This window comes from Bacillus yunxiaonensis (assembly GCF_037104695.1).
GTDB lineage: Bacteria > Bacillota > Bacilli > Bacillales > Bacillaceae_G > Bacillus_A > Bacillus_A yunxiaonensis.
The window spans coordinates 170441-185335 of the sequence record NZ_JBAWSV010000004.1 but is presented as its reverse complement, the minus strand read 5'-3'; the positions used below and the strand labels follow the sequence as shown (position 1 = coordinate 185335).

Sequence of the window (14895 nt, the reverse complement as noted above, 5' to 3'; positions counted from 1 at the left end):
GACACTCCTTTACGATTTTGTAAGTGATCGTAATGCTTTTAATTTCCCTGCTGCATATACGTAAGCACGAGCTGAAGCCTCTAGTACATCTTGCGCTACACCAAAACCTGAAACTTGGTGTCCATCTTCTTTCAATTCAACATGAACATGAGCTAACGCATCTTGTCCTTGCGTAATCGATTGAATACGATAGTCAGCAAGTTCACACTGTAAATGAAGAATTCTTTGAATCGCATTATAAATCGCTTCAATGCTACCGGAGCCAGTTGCGGCATCCTCCAGCACATTTCCATCAGCATCTTCTAAACAGATAGTTGCACTTTGAATGCTGCTTGATACAAAATGAACTTGCAATTGTTTAATATCGTACTGCTGTTTAGCAAACGCAGTTTCTCCTAATACAAGAGCCTGTAAATCTTCTTCTGTAATTTCTTTTTTTCGATCAGCTAACCGTTTAAAAGCATGGAACGCTAAGTCCCGCTCTTCTTCTGTAAATTCATAGCCTAACTCTTTCATTTTTTCTGTAAAGGCATGGCGGCCAGAATGTTTTCCAAGTACAAATTTATTTTGTTCTTCGCCTACAAGAGAAGGTGAAATAATTTCATAAGTAGATGCTTCCTTTAAAACCCCATCTTGATGAATACCAGATTCATGGGCAAACGCATTTGCACCAACAATTGCTTTATTTTTCGGAACAATCATTCCTGTTAGACGGCTTACAAGTGTACTTGTTGCTTTAATTTCTTTTAATTGCATGGAAGTTGACGCCCCGTAATGATCATTTCGAATATGAAGAGCAACTGCAACTTCTTCGAGAGCAGCATTACCAGCGCGTTCTCCAATTCCATTAATCGTTCCTTCTACTTGAAGTGCACCGCCTTCAATTGCTGCTAATGAATTGGCTACTGCCATGCCAAGATCATCGTGACAATGACAGGAGAAAATAGCTTTCTCATAAGATAGAACATGCTCTTTTAAATATCGAAAAAGAGAATAATATTCTTCTGGATTGGTATATCCTACTGTATCGGGAATGTTAATCACATCAGCTCCAGCGCGAATTGCAACCTCTGCAGCTTCCGCCAAAAAAGAAGGTGTTGTTCGCGTTGCATCTTCTGCAGAAAACTGCACCGTTGGAAATAATGACTTTCCAAGCTTTACAGAACGATGAATTGTATCTAATACTTCATCCTTTGACATACGGAGCTTATATTTCATATGAATATCGCTCGTTGCTAGAAATACATGTAATCGAGGAGATACGCCTCCTTTTAACGCTTCATATGCAGTACGAATATCACTTTCCTTTGCACGGGCCAGGCTCATAACAGATGCATTTTGAATTGTTTCAGCAATGCGTTTCACTGACCGAAAATCACCTTCAGAGGCGGACGCAAAGCCCGCCTCCATCACATTAATTCCAAGCCGCTCTAACTGCCGTGCAATTTGTAATTTTTCTTGTTCATTTAAATTTACTCCAGGTGATTGCTCCCCATCGCGAAGCGTCGTGTCCATGAACAAAATTTGCTTCATATTACTTAACCTCCATTTTCACTTTCGGCTTCACAAATGGCATCATCTCACGTAATTTACGTCCTACTACTTCAATTTGATGCTCATTCTCCTCTGCATTAATTGCATGGAATTTTTGTCTTCCTGCTTTATGTTCAGCAATCCATCCTCTTGCAAATGTCCCATCTTGAATATCTTTTAACACTTCTTGCATTGCTTGTTTCGTATGCTCTGTTACAACGCGCGGCCCTGATACGAAATCCCCCCACTGCGCTGTGTCCGAAACTGAGTAACGCATATTTTCTAATCCACCTTCATACATAAGATCAACAATAAGCTTTAGTTCATGTAAACATTCAAAATATGCAAGTTCCGGTTGATAGCCAGCTTCTACTAATGTTTCAAAACCAGCCTTTACAAGAGCAGTTGCTCCTCCGCAAAGTACTGCTTGTTCTCCAAATAAATCTGTTTCTGTTTCTTCTTTAAATGTCGTTTGGAGTACACCGGCGCGAGTTGCTCCAATTCCATCTGCATACGATAGTGCCTTTTCATAAGCTGTTCCTGTTGCATCTTGATAAACCGCAAATAGTGCTGGTACCGCTGCGCCTTCTACAAATGTTCGGCGTACAAGATGCCCAGGTCCTTTTGGTGCTACAAGGAATACATCTACATCTTCCGGCGGTGTAATTTGACCGAAATGAACGTTAAACCCATGAGCAAACACGAGTGCATTTCCTTCTTGCAAATTCGGTGCAATTTCTGTTTCATATACTTCCGGCTGTTGTTCATCTGGAAGTAATACCATTACAACATCTGCTAGTTTTGTAGCTTCAGCCACCTTATATACAGAGAAGCCATCTTCTTTTGCCTTTTCCCAAGATTTCCCCTGACGAAGACCTACAACAACATCAAAACCATTATCACGTAAATTTTGCGCATGAGCATGACCTTGAGACCCATATCCAACAATCGCTACTTTCTTTCCTTTTAATACATTTACTGTTACATCCTTTTCATAATAAACTTTTGCCATTTTCTTTCTCCTCCTATATTTTAAAAATTAGTTAATTAACATTACTTGTTGTTTGTCTTGCTTTTTCATACTTCTTGTAAAGGCTGTTACTCCTGTTCTTGCAATTTCTTTTAAACCATATGGACGCAATAATTCAATAAGCGCTTCTACTTTTTCTTGTGTCCCTGTTACTTGAACGACGATGGAATCCTTTCCAACATCTATAACTGCTGCACGAAATGGTTCAATTAAACTATATAATTCAGATCTAGAAGCAATTGTCGTAGACACTTTAATAAGCGCAAGTTCTCTTGCAATCATTGCTTCTTCTGTAATATCAGATACTTTTAATACATCAATTTGTTTATGAAGCTGTTTAATAAGCTGCTCTACTTGCTGGACATCTTCAACGTGAACAACAAATGTCATTCTTGAAATATGTGATGATTCTGTATGACCCACTGAAATACTTTCAATATTAAAATGTCTTCTCGTCATCACACCTGTAATACGGTTTAAAACCCCACTTTGATTCCGAACCGTCGCTGTAACAATCCGTTTCACTCTTCCACCCCCTCCATTTGGTGAACACCTTTTCCCGGAGCAACCATAGGCATAACTTTTTCAGATTGTAAAACGCGGCAATCAATAAGCACAGGCTCTTGTAAATTCATCGCTTCTCGCAATTGCTCTTTTGCTGTTAGCGGATTTTCAATACGAATCCCTTTAATTCCATAAGCATGAGCTAACATAGGGAAATCTGGTTGACAAGAGACTACAGAATGAGAATAACGCTGATTATAAAACTCATCTTGCCATTGTCTTACCATGCCGAGTGCTTCATTATTTAAAATCAGCACTTTAACAGGAAGATGATGTTCCTTTAAAACACTTAATTCTTGCAATGTCATTTGAAAACCGGCATCACCTACGATCGCTACAACGAGTTCATCGGGCTCAGCAATTTGTGCTCCAATCGCAGCTGGCAGACCAAACCCCATCGTTCCAAGTCCTCCTGATGTAACCCATTTATCAGGCTGTTTCAATGCATAATATTGTGCAGTCCACATTTGATGCTGTCCAACATCTGTCGTTATAATGGCATTTCCATTTGTAACTTCATGAAGCATCTGAATTGCAGCTTGTGGTTTTAACATTTGTGAATCGTCTTTATAGCAAAATGGGTAACGATTCTTCCTTCTTTGCAGGAGATCTAGCCATTCTTTATGATTTTGTTTCTCTCCTTTGCATACTAACAATGCTTCTAGAGCATGTTTAGCACCGGCTACAATTGGAATTTCCGTTACAACGTTTTTTCCAATTTCCGCAGGATCAATATCAATGTGTGCTACTGTTGCTTTCTTTGCAAAATACGCTAAATTTCCAGTCAAACGATCATCGAAACGGGCCCCTATATTTATTAACAAATCACATTCGTACAAAGCCATATTTGCTGCGTAAGAACCATGCATACCACCCATCCCTAAAAACAATGTATCATCGGATGGAAACCCTCCAAGACCAAGCAATGTATGAACGACCGGAAGATTATACATACGAGCAAATGCAGTTAATTCACTTGCCGCTTTTGCATGCAATACGCCTGCACCCGCTAAAATAAGCGGTTTCTTTGCTGCTTCAATTGCTTGCAGCAGTTTCGTAATTTGCAGTTGATTTGGATGATAATTCGGCTGGTATCCAGGTAAATCCATCTCTACATTGCTACATCGCTCTCCCATTTCTACAACCATATTTTTTGGAAGATCAATGACGACCGGACCCGGTCTACCTGTTGCGGCAATATGGAATGCTTCTTTTATAATCCTTGGTAAATCTGAAGCATTTCGTACTTGATAATTGTGCTTTGTGACAGGCATTGTAAGTCCAATAATATCCGCTTCTTGAAAGGCATCACTTCCTATCAGCGTTGTTGAAACTTGGCCAGTAAATACGACAAGCGGTAAGGAATCCATCATCGCATCCGCTAAACCAGTAATCACATTTGTCGCCCCTGGCCCACTTGTAGCAATAACAACACCTGGCTTTCCAGTAATTCTTGCATATCCTTCTGCTGCATGAATTGCTCCTTGTTCATGCCTTGTTAAGATATGAGGAATTTCACAATCGTAAAGCGCATCATATAGCGGCAAAACAGCTCCTCCTGGATAGCCAAAAATGACTTCTACCTTTTCCTTTCTAAGCGCATTTAACAATAACTGTGCACCGGTTGCCATTTTCTCTTCCGTTTTTGAAGACATCGTTTCTACAAACCTCCTTTATGAAATACGCGTATAAATAAAAAAGTCTTTCGCCCACACTCCAGCTATGTGCTGAAGGGACGAAAGACTTCGTGGTACCACCCTTCTTTGCAAGAAAAATTCTTGCCTCAGTGACTCTCATAGAGTCAAGCTAATAACGGAGCTACCGTCCAAACCTAAGCAAGTGCTTCAGCTTGGCACTCAAGGGCGATGTTCGTCAACGTGAACCATCGGTTTCCACCAACCACCGACTCTCTGTGAGGCTTCACAATCAACTACTCCTCCCTATCAACGCTTTATCCTCCCGCGAACGGAAGTTTTACTTTATACTTTCATAATCCCTCCTGTATTTGCCGAAGTAACAAGCTTTGCATATCGTGCTAAATATCCAGTTGTTACTTTCGGCTCTGGAGAAATAAATTGTTTTTTCCGTTGTTCTAATGCTTCTTTAGAAATTTCCCAATGAATAATACCATCTTTTAAATTAATAATGATTGGATCACCGTCTGCCACATATGCAATTGGCCCTCCTTCAGCCGCTTCTGGTGATACGTGACCAATCGCAATCCCCCTTGTTGCTCCGGAGAAGCGTCCATCGGTAATCAATGCAACCTTTGTTCCCAGTCCACTTCCAACAATCGCTGATGTTGGAGCTAACATTTCCGGCATGCCAGGTCCTCCTTTTGGACCTTCATATCGGATGACAACAACATGCCCTTCTTTCACAACACCACTATCAATCGCAGCAACCGCTTCATCATGAGAATCAAAACAAATCGCTTCACCAACAAATGATGTAACAGATTCATCGATAGCTCCAACTTTTATGACAGAACCATCTGGTGCTAAATTTCCAAAGAGAATGGAAAGACCACCTGTTTTACGATATGGTCGTTCTTTCGGACGAATTACTTTTTCATCTAAGATTTTTCCTTCTTCTACTGTTTCATAAATGCTTTTCCCTGAAATTGTAATGCGCTCTGGATGAATTGCCCCTGGAATTTGTGAAAGCTCTTTAATAATAGCTGCTACTCCACCTGCTTCATGCACATCATGCATGGAATAATGAGAAGCTGGGCTAATTTTCGCTAAGTATGGAACACGCTTTGCAATATCATTAATACGCTGCAAGTCATATTCAATGCCTGCTTCATTCGCGATGGCTAACATATGTAAAACTGTATTTGTCGATCCCCCCATCGCCATATCTAATGCAAAGGCATCATCAATTGCTTCTTTTGTAATAATGTCGCGCGGCTTTATATCACGCTCAATTAAATCCATTAAATGAAAAGCAGCTTGACGAATTAAGTTATGTCGTTCTTCACTTGTTGCAACAACCGTTCCATTTCCAGGAAGCGCAACACCAAGCATTTCCATGATGGTATTCATAGAATTTGCTGTAAACATCCCCGAGCAAGAACCACAAGTTGGACATGCTGATTTTTCTATATCAATCAGTTGCTCTAAAGTTAATTTCCCTGATTTGTGAGCGCCAACTCCTTCAAATACAGATGCTAACGAAAGCGGAGTTCCATCCTTTGATTTCCCAGCTTCCATTGGTCCTCCAGATACAAAAACAGAAGGAACATTTGTCCGAACAGATGCCATTAACATTCCAGGTGTAATTTTGTCACAATTCGGCATAAACATAACTCCGTCAAACCAATGAGCTTGGATTACCGTTTCCGCTGCATCTGCAATGATTTCTCGGCTTGGGAGTGAATATCGCATTCCGATATGTCCCATTGCAATTCCATCATCAACACCAATCGTATTAAATTCAAAAGGAACACCTCCTGCTTCACGAATGGCAGCTTTTGCTACATCAGCAAGATCTCTTAAATGAATATGGCCTGGAACAATATCGATATATGAATTACAAATTGCAATAAATGGTTTATGAAAATCTTCTTCTTTAACGCCTGCTGCATGAAGCAAACTTCGATGCGGCGCTCGGTCAATACCTTGTTTAATCATATTGCTTCGCATCGGTTACTCTCCCATCAAATTACTTTATTTTCTTCATAAATTTTTTCGCCATCTTCTACAACAAGCTTACGAAATTCTTCTAATAAACGATTTGTATGCGCTCCTGGTTTTCCAGCTCCAATTTCTCTGCCATCAACCTTTGTTACCGCAATAACTTCAGCTGCTGTACCTGTTAAAAACACCTCATCTGCTACATACACATCATGACGTGTAAATAATTCTTCCCTTACGTCATAACCAAGCTTCTCACCAATTTCCATAATCGCATTCCTCGTAATTCCTTCCAGTGCTCCAGCAGAACTTGGCGGTGTAATTAACTTATTACCTTTTACAATAAATACGTTATCACCAGAACCTTCTGCCACATATCCTTGTTCATTTAACATTAACGCTTCCGCCACACCAGCAAGTTTCGCTTCAATTCTCACTAAAATATTATTTAAGTAATTTAGTGATTTTACTTGTGGCGTTAATACATCTGGACGATTCCGTCTTGTTGCAACTGTTACAACCGGAATTCCTTTCTCGTAATATTCTGCCGGGAATAATGCTAATTGCTCAGCGATTACAACAACATTTGGCTTTGAACACGAATCAGGATCTAAACCAAGATTTCCAACTCCGCGCGATACAACTAAACGAATATATCCATTAGATAATTGATTCCGTCGAATTGTTTCAACAACAATACTGGTCACTTCTTCCAACGTATATGGAATTTCTAATAAAATGGATTTTGCAGATTCGTACAACCGAATGAGGTGTTCTTTTAAGCGGAAAACATTTCCACTATAGACACGAATGCCTTCAAATACCCCATCTCCATATAAATATCCATGATCATAGACAGAAACTTTTGCTTCATTTTTTGGAACAAATTCTCCATTTAAGAAAATCCATTGCTCGTTCACTTGAAAGCGCCCCCTATATCCTTGAATTTTTTTATTGGTTCCTAGTTTACGCCCCCTTTTCAAATAAATCAAAGTAATTTTTTGAAAATTTTAAATTTTGAAATTTATAAACAACCCTCTTTATATTGATATATCAACATTGTTAACGTTTACAAAATGTCAAAAAATTTTTTTCGACATTTTTCTTACAAAAAAATATTTGTTTAGGAGAAGGATTTTTGTCAAAAGATGCGAATCTATTGTATTCAATAAACGGACGATCTATTACATGTTTTTAGAAAAAGACTAGTAATAAAGCGAGGTGAAAAAATAAAAAATAAAATTTGAGGATAACACTCATATTTTTTTCTTATTACTCATAATCCTATTTTCAAAAATCATTTTGACGAATTTAAGGGGGCTAATAATATGGCATGTTTACAAATTAAAGGAACAAGACAAGAAGTAATGGAAATGCTTCAATTATTTGATGTAATGAATACACAAGGAATGTGTAAATTAGAAGATTATGTAGAATTACTTCCATATGCAGAGCAAAATAAAACAACGCAAAATCCTATGTACATTGCCTCAGTTGATGTACAATCAAATGATTATACGATGCAAGATGTACAAAATGATCGTTTTGTAAGTGACATGTTAACTGGGGTTTATAACGACTAACTCTTTCCTACTCCTGCCAAGCATGTGAAACCTCTTTGTTATTTAGTGAATATTCTTCCGAAAAAGGAACATATTACTAGATGGCAGGAGGTGAATGATATGGCGAAAATTGGAGTAGAGGATTCTTTAACGAACGTAAAACGAGCTCTAGAACAACAAGGACATGAAGTAGTCTCATTGCAATCTGAAAGTGACGTTCAAGGATGTAACTGCTGCGTTGTAACCGGGCAGGATTCTAACGTAGCGGGGATTAGCAACGCTGTGATAAAGGGATCTGTTATCGATGCAAGCGGGTTAACAACTGATGAAATTTGTCAACAAGTTGAGAGTAGAATTCAATAAAGTGAACTTTTAATTAGCAGGGATTCTCCTCATCCCTGCTGATTAAGAGCCGCGTTAATCGGGCTCTTACGGACCGTTTCATATAAAAAAGAAGGCACCTTTTACAAAAAGGCGCCTTCTTTTTTTATATTTAACTAACGGGAAAGTAACATATACTGGACGAAAGCCCTGCCTCTCTTTCATCATTACGGTTCCAACGACCGCTCCTAATCACTAGTAGGTGTACATCTTACAAATACAATTCATCATATGCACGATCACTAAAGTTGTTGGCATCATTGCCCGATCTTTAGCAAATAAGTGACTTGTATAAGTAAGGAATTACCAATATATACTAGCTGTAACCGAGACACGAAAGTAAATTATACTTCTTATCGATAAAAATGTCAACACTTTTATCAAAAATAAAAACAGACTGACAAGTAAGCCTGTTTGTTAAAACTGTACTTTTTCTTTTAATACGTACACAACAAATCCGCTCACTAACATACATAAACCGACAACAAAATTCTTGATGTTAATCATTTATCCCTCTCCCTTGTTCTTTCTTAAATCTGAATTCTCTATATAGTCATTTACTTTATATTCGTATAATTTTTAGACACACTTTATCTACTATATCATAGTTTTCTTAAAATGCAAGTATTCTGCTAACGCTTATTTACCAATCGCTGCACTGCATTAGGTACTGTTTCCAATGCTTTTTCTACAAGGTGTGTACCGCTATGTAAGTGCATAACCTGAATTCCTTTTGCCCCAACTATTAAAAACGCAACAGGATTAATGGAAACCCCTGCACCACTTCCACCACCAAATGGATGTAAGTTCTGCCCTTCTTGTGATTGTCCATTTCCTGCGAAATCACTTCCACCTGCACCAAAACCAAAAGCAACTTTCGAAACGGTTAAAATAACATTTCCATCAGCTGTTGATACTGGTTTTCCAACAATCGTATTCACATCCACCATTTCTTTTAAGTTTGCCATTGCTGTTTTCATTAAGTTTTCAATTGGATGTTGCGTCATATAAACCACCTCTTTTTCCTATCAATTCCTTTTTATCGTTTCCAAAAACGTGGAAGACATACCAACTTTTGTGATTTAACTTTTTCATGAAGTGAAGCCTATATTAGGAGGTTCTTTCCTTCCTTACTTACGTGAAAGCTCTTATATCGGACGCTTGCGGACATTTATCTTATTTATTTTCTCAAAATCTTAACGTAACCGCGATGAAGCGGATAAAAAAGCAAAAGCAGCTCATACTATACATGAAGCTCTTTATGAAAGGAGACATTAACATTGACTGATAAACACGAAGAACGTCATAGAGAAAGTGAAGATCATTTTGACGAAGAATACGCAGCTGAAATTGCACCCAATGGTGTGCCTTACGATGGAAGAGAAGGAAGAGACGAAGTAACAACAAAAGCAGGAGGAGCAACAGCAGGATTTATCGCTCTTGCCCTTGCAGTCTTATCTTTATTCACTTTTCCAACGCTCTTTGGACTTCTTGCTGTCCTACTTGGCATATATGCCTATAACCGCGGTGCCAATGTTACAGGTGGAATTGCAGCAGTAACGGGCGGCGTAGTAGCGATTGTTGCACTAATATTTCGAGCAGCTATTATCAGCTTGCTGTACTCTCTTTTTACGTAATAAAGTGAAACTTCCATCAATCAGGATCTTCACAATTTTTCATCACAGAACATGAGAAAAGGTATCTCGCTTCTCGCGAGATACCTTATCCTGTAAACACATCCTCAGATGGATAGCGAATTTTTTGTTTCGCTGGCCGTGCAAGTGAAAACACAAGTGTTAATGGTCCAATTAATCCACAAAACATAACAAACATAATCACACATTTCCCAAAAGCTGATAAATCAGCTGTAATTCCCATTGATAATCCAACTGTTCCAAAGGCTGAAACCGTTTCAAACAACAATTCAATAAAGCTAAAGTTTTCAGTAAGCATAAGTACAAATACTGCTACAAAAATTAAAAATTGACTTGCAATTACAATCGACAACGCTCTCATCACTGTTGACATTTTAATTGTACGATGAAATAAAACAACATCTTCTTTTTTCTTAAAAAATGAAATAACAGATGTAATTAAAATAACAAAAGTCGTAAGCTTAATACCGCCTCCAGTTGAAACACTTCCGGCTCCAATAAACATAAGTATCATCGTAAAGAACAACGTTGATTCATTCATACTTCCGTAATCCATTGTATTAAACCCAGCTGTACGAGGTGTAATTCCTTGGAAAAATGATGCCCACAATTTTTCACTTAACGATAAAGAACCCAACGTCTTAATATTACTATACTCTAATATAAAGATGACAATCATCGCAAAAATGCTCAATACAATTGTACCAACGATCATAATTTTCGAATGCAGTGTTAATTTCCGAAAACTTCGACTGTACCATATATCAATTAGTACTGTAAAACCTAAACCACCTATTACAATCAAAGAACAAATCCCAATATTAATGATAGGATCTCCAACATATCTCGTTAAATTATCTGGCCATAAAGCAAATCCTGCATTATTATAAGCAGCCACGACGTGAAACAAGCTGTAATATAGCCCTTTTTCCAATCCGAATTCAGGAACAAAACGGATAGCTAAAAATAAAACTCCCACTAATTCAATACAAATCGAGAAGAAAAACACTCGTTTTACTAATTTTACAAGTCCGCCAATGTTCGTTTGATTTAATGCTTCCCCAATAAGAAGTCGCTGACGTAATCCTATTTTTTTTCCTAGCACCCAAACTATTAAAATAGCAATTGTCATTAACCCTAAACCACCTGTTTGTATTAGAAGCATGATGACAACTTGTCCAAATGTTGTAAATGTACTATTTACATCCACTACACCTAAGCCTGTTACAGTCGCAGCTGAGGTCGCTGTGAAAAAAGCATCAACCCAACTAATAGACGTTTTCGTCGCAATCGGTAATTTTAATAATATGCCGCCAACAATAATTAAAGCAAAAAATCCAATCGCTAAAATTTGTGGTGGACTTAATCGTATAAAACGATCATTCAAGTCACGTTTTTCTATTATTTCCATAGTACTAACTCCCTTAACCCGTCCTCCATACATAGTTGAGCATAATCTTTTTTCTTTTGAATTTCAACTTTTATTTTTGTATAAAAAAAGCGAAAATTCCTTATTCTTTCACGTCAAGTTCACATTGAATTCACATCAGTCTTTTATAGTATAACTATCAAAGCTGTTCCTCCCTAATAATGAGACATCATCCCTAATGTCTCGAACAGCTTTCTATCCCTAACTTAAATTGACATAAATTGTCCCCCTTCCTAAGCCATCTTGCAATGACAAGATGGCCTTTTTTTATCCAGCTATTCGCAGGCAGTAAGATTCCCACCTCAAGATTTAGAGAGAAGCGAGAAATACACCAAATTAGTGAAAGCCTTGATAAGGAAAAACTCCAATAATGAAAATTTCACTTTATTTAATAGCAAAAAAGAAGTGAATACGCTTCACTCCTTCCTTGATTTACTCCCTTTTTTCGAGCGATACTCTTTTCCTTTATTATCATCACCAGTAACAAACTCTGTGCCGAACTCCTGTTGATATTGTCCTACTTTGGGTGCTCCTTGATTCCCGCTTCCTTTACTACCATTACGACTTGACATACTTCTTTCTTCCCTTCTTTATAATGATATTGTTAGTATGCTCCAATCCATTCTAAATACACATGAAAAGCCTTCGCATTGATTGCGAAGGCTTTTGCATAGCAAGACCGCTCCTGCGGTATTCATTATTCTCAATATGTTATATAATTTTCTATCTTTTTAACCTTTACCTAATAATATAAGATATCAATATCGTTTCTTATCTAAATTAGCTTTTGTGTAATGGAAATCATGACTTTCATTTCCTCTTCAGACAAAGTAGAAAATCTATCTTCCAGATATATCTTCTTTTGTTTTTCCATTTCGGCTACTAGTTCTTTTCCTTTATCACTGATCTCCAAGTACACAACCCGACGGTCTGATGTACAGCGCGAACGCGTTACAAGTTCTTTTTTAATTAATTTTTCTGCAACAGCCGTAATATGGCTATTCGATACGTTCAGTTCATTCGCAACATGGGAAACCATTTCTTTTTGGACACGATTTAAAATACGCAACACGATAAATTCATTCCATGGAATATAATCACCGAAAATTTTGCTCATATCATTACGTAATGTACGAAACATAGCAAAAAAATTTGTAGACAGATCTTCCATTAGCATCTCGCGATTATTAGACATTTTGTACAGCCCCTCTATTTACTTAATATGATTAAATAAAAACATTATGAATTATACTAACGTACTTTTTGGAATTTGTCATCCATTTTATTTGGAAATTCATGTATCTTTTTTTAGTTACTTGGCAATAGATGATAAAGGTTGCTTTCATAAAATGCTGTGAATTTTATCAGCAAGAAAACGGGGTGCGCAGAAGCACCCTGTTTCATTTTATCCCGCTATTCGCGGGCAGTAAACCCGATTGGTGATAGCTTTCCATCAGTAGGATAGATGAAAAAACCTCCACCAATGGAAGTTTCACTTTATTTTTCTAGCTTTTTACACTCGACAAAATATAGATTACCGATAAAAGTAACTTTACCAGCTTTCCCGTAAAATATTTGGTACAATATGAACAAATAGAGAAAGAGGTGTAGTACATGACGTTACGTCAATGGTTTGAAAAAGGCATGTCCTTTGATACATATGTAAATAATATGACAGTGAATCAACACGAATTACTACATATTTATAATAATTTCTTAATTCCAAATGAACTTCTTCCTGTTTTAGAGCAACATCAAAACGATCGTTTAAACGTTATTGTTTTAACAGCAGATTGGTGTGGTGATGCCCTTCTTTGCATACCAATTATGAAACGCATTTGCGAAGTTGCCAATATCGAGATGAGTTTGCTTATTCGTGATGATAACTTAGAATTGATGGATCAATACTTAACAAATGGTACAGCACGTGCGATTCCAATTTTCATTTTTATTGACGCAGCAGGAAATGAAAAATATGTTTGGGGGCCACGCGCTTCAAAAGTTCAAGAATTCGTTACTTCTATGCGTGCTACATTACCAGAAAAAGATGATCCACTGTTTGAAGAAAAGCAAAAAGAAATGTATGCTGAGTTTCGTAAAGCATTAACTTCTGACACTTCCATTTGGGAGCACGTAATGGAAAATATGATTGAAAAAATAGCAAAATAAAAAACTGCCAAATGGCAGTTTTTTTATTATAAAACAAAGAAGTAAAACACCGCAGCAATAATAAAACGATAATATGCAAATGGTGTTAATTTCACACGAGATAATAATTTTAAGAATGAAACAATTGCTAGCATAGCAACTATAAATGCAGTAATAAATCCAGTTGCAAATAATGGCAGATCTGCTGCACTTAATTCATTCCAACTCTTAATTAAATCAAGACCTGTTGCAGCTACCATCATTGGTACCGCAAGAATAAATGTATATTCAGCTGCTGCTGTATGAGACACACGCGCTAGCAAACCGCCACTAATTGTAGATCCTGAACGAGAAAAACCAGGCCATAATGCTAAACATTGAAACATTCCAATCGTAAATGCTTGTTTATATGTAATGTCATCCAGTGTTTTCGCTGTGCTTGGCTTTGAGAATTTCTCAGCAACAATCATTAAGATACCACCAGCAACTAAACTAATAACAACTGGACCTGGTCCAAATAAAATCTCTTTAATTTTGTCATGGAGTAAAACACCAAGTAAACCAGCTGGAATCATTCCGATAATAATATGTAATAAGTTTAACGATGGCCCTTGCTTTACTCGTCCAATTCCAACTAACGACCATAATCGCTTCCAAAATACAACAACAACCGCTAAAATGGATCCTAATTGAACAACAATTTCAAACGTTTTTGCTTTATCGCCTTCAAATCCAATTAAATGCCCTGTTAAAATCATATGCCCTGTTGATGATACAGGTAAAAACTCCGTCAACCCTTCAACAGCACCCATGATTAATCCAATTAACCAATCAGCCACAACCGTGCCTCCTTAATACTTTTTTCATACTTTATCATAATACCGTATCTTCGCCAAACACGCATCGTTTTTTTCAAATTCTATCAAAATGCACCAATATTGTTATAAATGCGTAT

Annotated in this window: 16 protein-coding genes and 1 other annotated feature; of the genes, 4 read left to right on the top strand and 12 right to left on the bottom strand. The window is 37.5% G+C overall.

Features of this window, described 5'->3' with window-relative positions; genetic code table 11:
- Positions 1-9: 9 nt before the first annotated feature.
- The 6 genes from WAX78_RS13070 to ilvE form a co-directional block, all read right to left on the bottom strand.
- Positions 10-1533 carry a 2-isopropylmalate synthase gene (locus WAX78_RS13070; RefSeq protein ID WP_336482696.1) on the bottom strand — a complete coding sequence of 508 codons (1524 nt, stop codon included), beginning with the start codon at positions 1531-1533 and terminating at the stop codon, positions 10-12.
- A 1-nt stretch (position 1534) separates the two neighbouring features.
- Positions 1535-2545, bottom strand: a complete 1011-nt coding sequence (ilvC, locus tag WAX78_RS13065) for a ketol-acid reductoisomerase (protein WP_336482695.1) — start codon at positions 2543-2545, stop codon at positions 1535-1537.
- A 27-nt stretch (positions 2546-2572) separates the two neighbouring features.
- Positions 2573-3088, bottom strand: a complete 516-nt coding sequence (ilvN, locus tag WAX78_RS13060) for an acetolactate synthase small subunit (RefSeq protein WP_336482694.1) — start codon at positions 3086-3088, stop codon at positions 2573-2575.
- On the bottom strand, positions 3085-4782 hold the full coding sequence (gene ilvB, locus WAX78_RS13055) for an acetolactate synthase large subunit (protein ID WP_336482693.1): 1698 nt from the start codon (positions 4780-4782) through the stop codon (positions 3085-3087). Before ilvB ends, ilvN begins: the two co-directional genes overlap by 4 nt.
- Positions 4783-4855: 73 nt before the next feature.
- Positions 4856-5083 (bottom strand) — a binding site (T-box leader).
- A gap of 23 nt (positions 5084-5106) precedes the next feature.
- On the bottom strand, positions 5107-6774 hold the full coding sequence (gene ilvD, locus WAX78_RS13050) for a dihydroxy-acid dehydratase (RefSeq protein WP_336482692.1): 1668 nt from the start codon (positions 6772-6774) through the stop codon (positions 5107-5109).
- A gap of 14 nt (positions 6775-6788) precedes the next feature.
- A complete protein-coding gene (gene ilvE / locus WAX78_RS13045; RefSeq protein WP_336482691.1) occupies positions 6789-7685 on the bottom strand; it encodes a branched-chain-amino-acid transaminase in 897 nt (298 codons plus the stop codon).
- Between the two features lie 408 nt (positions 7686-8093).
- On the opposite strand from ilvE, the gene WAX78_RS13040 reads away from it, so the two are divergent.
- Both WAX78_RS13040 and WAX78_RS13035 read left to right on the top strand, forming a co-directional pair.
- Positions 8094-8348, top strand: a complete 255-nt coding sequence (locus tag WAX78_RS13040) for a DUF3911 family protein (protein ID WP_336482690.1) — start codon at positions 8094-8096, stop codon at positions 8346-8348.
- 99 nt (positions 8349-8447) lie between these two features.
- The gene (locus WAX78_RS13035; RefSeq protein WP_336482689.1) at positions 8448-8690 is read left to right on the top strand and encodes a YkuS family protein; all 243 of its coding nucleotides are present in this window, start codon (positions 8448-8450) and stop codon (positions 8688-8690) included.
- A gap of 435 nt (positions 8691-9125) precedes the next feature.
- Here the strand turns inward: WAX78_RS13035 and WAX78_RS13030 are convergent, their stop codons facing one another.
- On the bottom strand, positions 9126-9215 hold the full coding sequence (locus tag WAX78_RS13030) for a phosphoribosyl-ATP pyrophosphatase (RefSeq protein ID WP_336482688.1): 90 nt from the start codon (positions 9213-9215) through the stop codon (positions 9126-9128).
- 125 nt (positions 9216-9340) lie between these two features.
- The gene (ytfJ, locus tag WAX78_RS13025; RefSeq protein WP_336482687.1) at positions 9341-9715 is read right to left on the bottom strand and encodes a GerW family sporulation protein; all 375 of its coding nucleotides are present in this window, start codon (positions 9713-9715) and stop codon (positions 9341-9343) included.
- A gap of 273 nt (positions 9716-9988) precedes the next feature.
- Between ytfJ and WAX78_RS13020 the strand changes: the two genes are divergently transcribed.
- Complete coding sequence (locus tag WAX78_RS13020) at positions 9989-10345, top strand: imidazole glycerol phosphate synthase (protein ID WP_336482686.1); 357 nt, start codon at positions 9989-9991, stop codon at positions 10343-10345.
- An 85-nt stretch (positions 10346-10430) separates the two neighbouring features.
- On the opposite strand, the gene WAX78_RS13015 is transcribed toward WAX78_RS13020, so the two are convergent.
- From WAX78_RS13015 to WAX78_RS13005, 3 genes are all read right to left on the bottom strand, one after another.
- Positions 10431-11774, bottom strand: a complete 1344-nt coding sequence (locus WAX78_RS13015; protein WP_336482685.1) for a TrkH family potassium uptake protein — start codon at positions 11772-11774, stop codon at positions 10431-10433.
- A gap of 434 nt (positions 11775-12208) precedes the next feature.
- Positions 12209-12364 (bottom strand): imidazoleglycerol-phosphate dehydratase, encoded by a 156-nt coding sequence (locus WAX78_RS13010; RefSeq protein WP_098309527.1) that lies wholly within the window; start codon positions 12362-12364, stop codon positions 12209-12211.
- Positions 12365-12567: 203 nt separating this feature from the next.
- On the bottom strand, positions 12568-12987 hold the full coding sequence (locus WAX78_RS13005) for a MarR family winged helix-turn-helix transcriptional regulator (protein ID WP_336482684.1): 420 nt from the start codon (positions 12985-12987) through the stop codon (positions 12568-12570).
- A 419-nt stretch (positions 12988-13406) separates the two neighbouring features.
- On the opposite strand from WAX78_RS13005, the gene WAX78_RS13000 reads away from it, so the two are divergent.
- Entirely contained in the window at positions 13407-13961 is a 555-nt protein-coding gene (locus WAX78_RS13000; protein ID WP_336482683.1) for a thioredoxin family protein, read from the top strand.
- A gap of 26 nt (positions 13962-13987) precedes the next feature.
- Here the strand turns inward: WAX78_RS13000 and bacA are convergent, their stop codons facing one another.
- Positions 13988-14779 carry an undecaprenyl-diphosphate phosphatase gene (gene bacA, locus WAX78_RS12995; protein WP_336482682.1) on the bottom strand — a complete coding sequence of 264 codons (792 nt, stop codon included), beginning with the start codon at positions 14777-14779 and terminating at the stop codon, positions 13988-13990.
- Between the last annotated feature and the right edge of the window lie 116 nt (positions 14780-14895).

Bases quoted from the DNA above. Each gene is read 5' to 3' on its own strand.
- WAX78_RS13015 (WP_336482685.1), bottom strand. From the start codon at position 11,774: ATGGAAATAATAGAAAAACGTGACTTGAATGATCGTTTTATACGATTA.
- ilvB (WP_336482693.1), bottom strand. From the start codon at position 4,782: ATGTCTTCAAAAACGGAAGAGAAAATGGCAACCGGTGCACAGTTATTG.
- WAX78_RS13070 (WP_336482696.1), bottom strand. From the start codon at position 1,533: ATGAAGCAAATTTTGTTCATGGACACGACGCTTCGCGATGGGGAGCAA.
- ytfJ (WP_336482687.1), bottom strand. From the start codon at position 9,715: ATGACGCAACATCCAATTGAAAACTTAATGAAAACAGCAATGGCAAAC.
- ilvC (WP_336482695.1), bottom strand. From the start codon at position 2,545: ATGGCAAAAGTTTATTATGAAAAGGATGTAACAGTAAATGTATTAAAA.
- WAX78_RS13040 (WP_336482690.1), top strand. From the start codon at position 8,094: ATGGCATGTTTACAAATTAAAGGAACAAGACAAGAAGTAATGGAAATG.
- WAX78_RS13000 (WP_336482683.1), top strand. From the start codon at position 13,407: ATGACGTTACGTCAATGGTTTGAAAAAGGCATGTCCTTTGATACATAT.
- WAX78_RS13030 (WP_336482688.1), bottom strand. From the start codon at position 9,215: ATGATTAACATCAAGAATTTTGTTGTCGGTTTATGTATGTTAGTGAGC.
- WAX78_RS13010 (WP_098309527.1), bottom strand. From the start codon at position 12,364: ATGTCAAGTCGTAATGGTAGTAAAGGAAGCGGGAATCAAGGAGCACCC.
- WAX78_RS13005 (WP_336482684.1), bottom strand. From the start codon at position 12,987: ATGTCTAATAATCGCGAGATGCTAATGGAAGATCTGTCTACAAATTTT.
- ilvD (WP_336482692.1), bottom strand. From the start codon at position 6,774: ATGCGAAGCAATATGATTAAACAAGGTATTGACCGAGCGCCGCATCGA.
- WAX78_RS13035 (WP_336482689.1), top strand. From the start codon at position 8,448: ATGGCGAAAATTGGAGTAGAGGATTCTTTAACGAACGTAAAACGAGCT.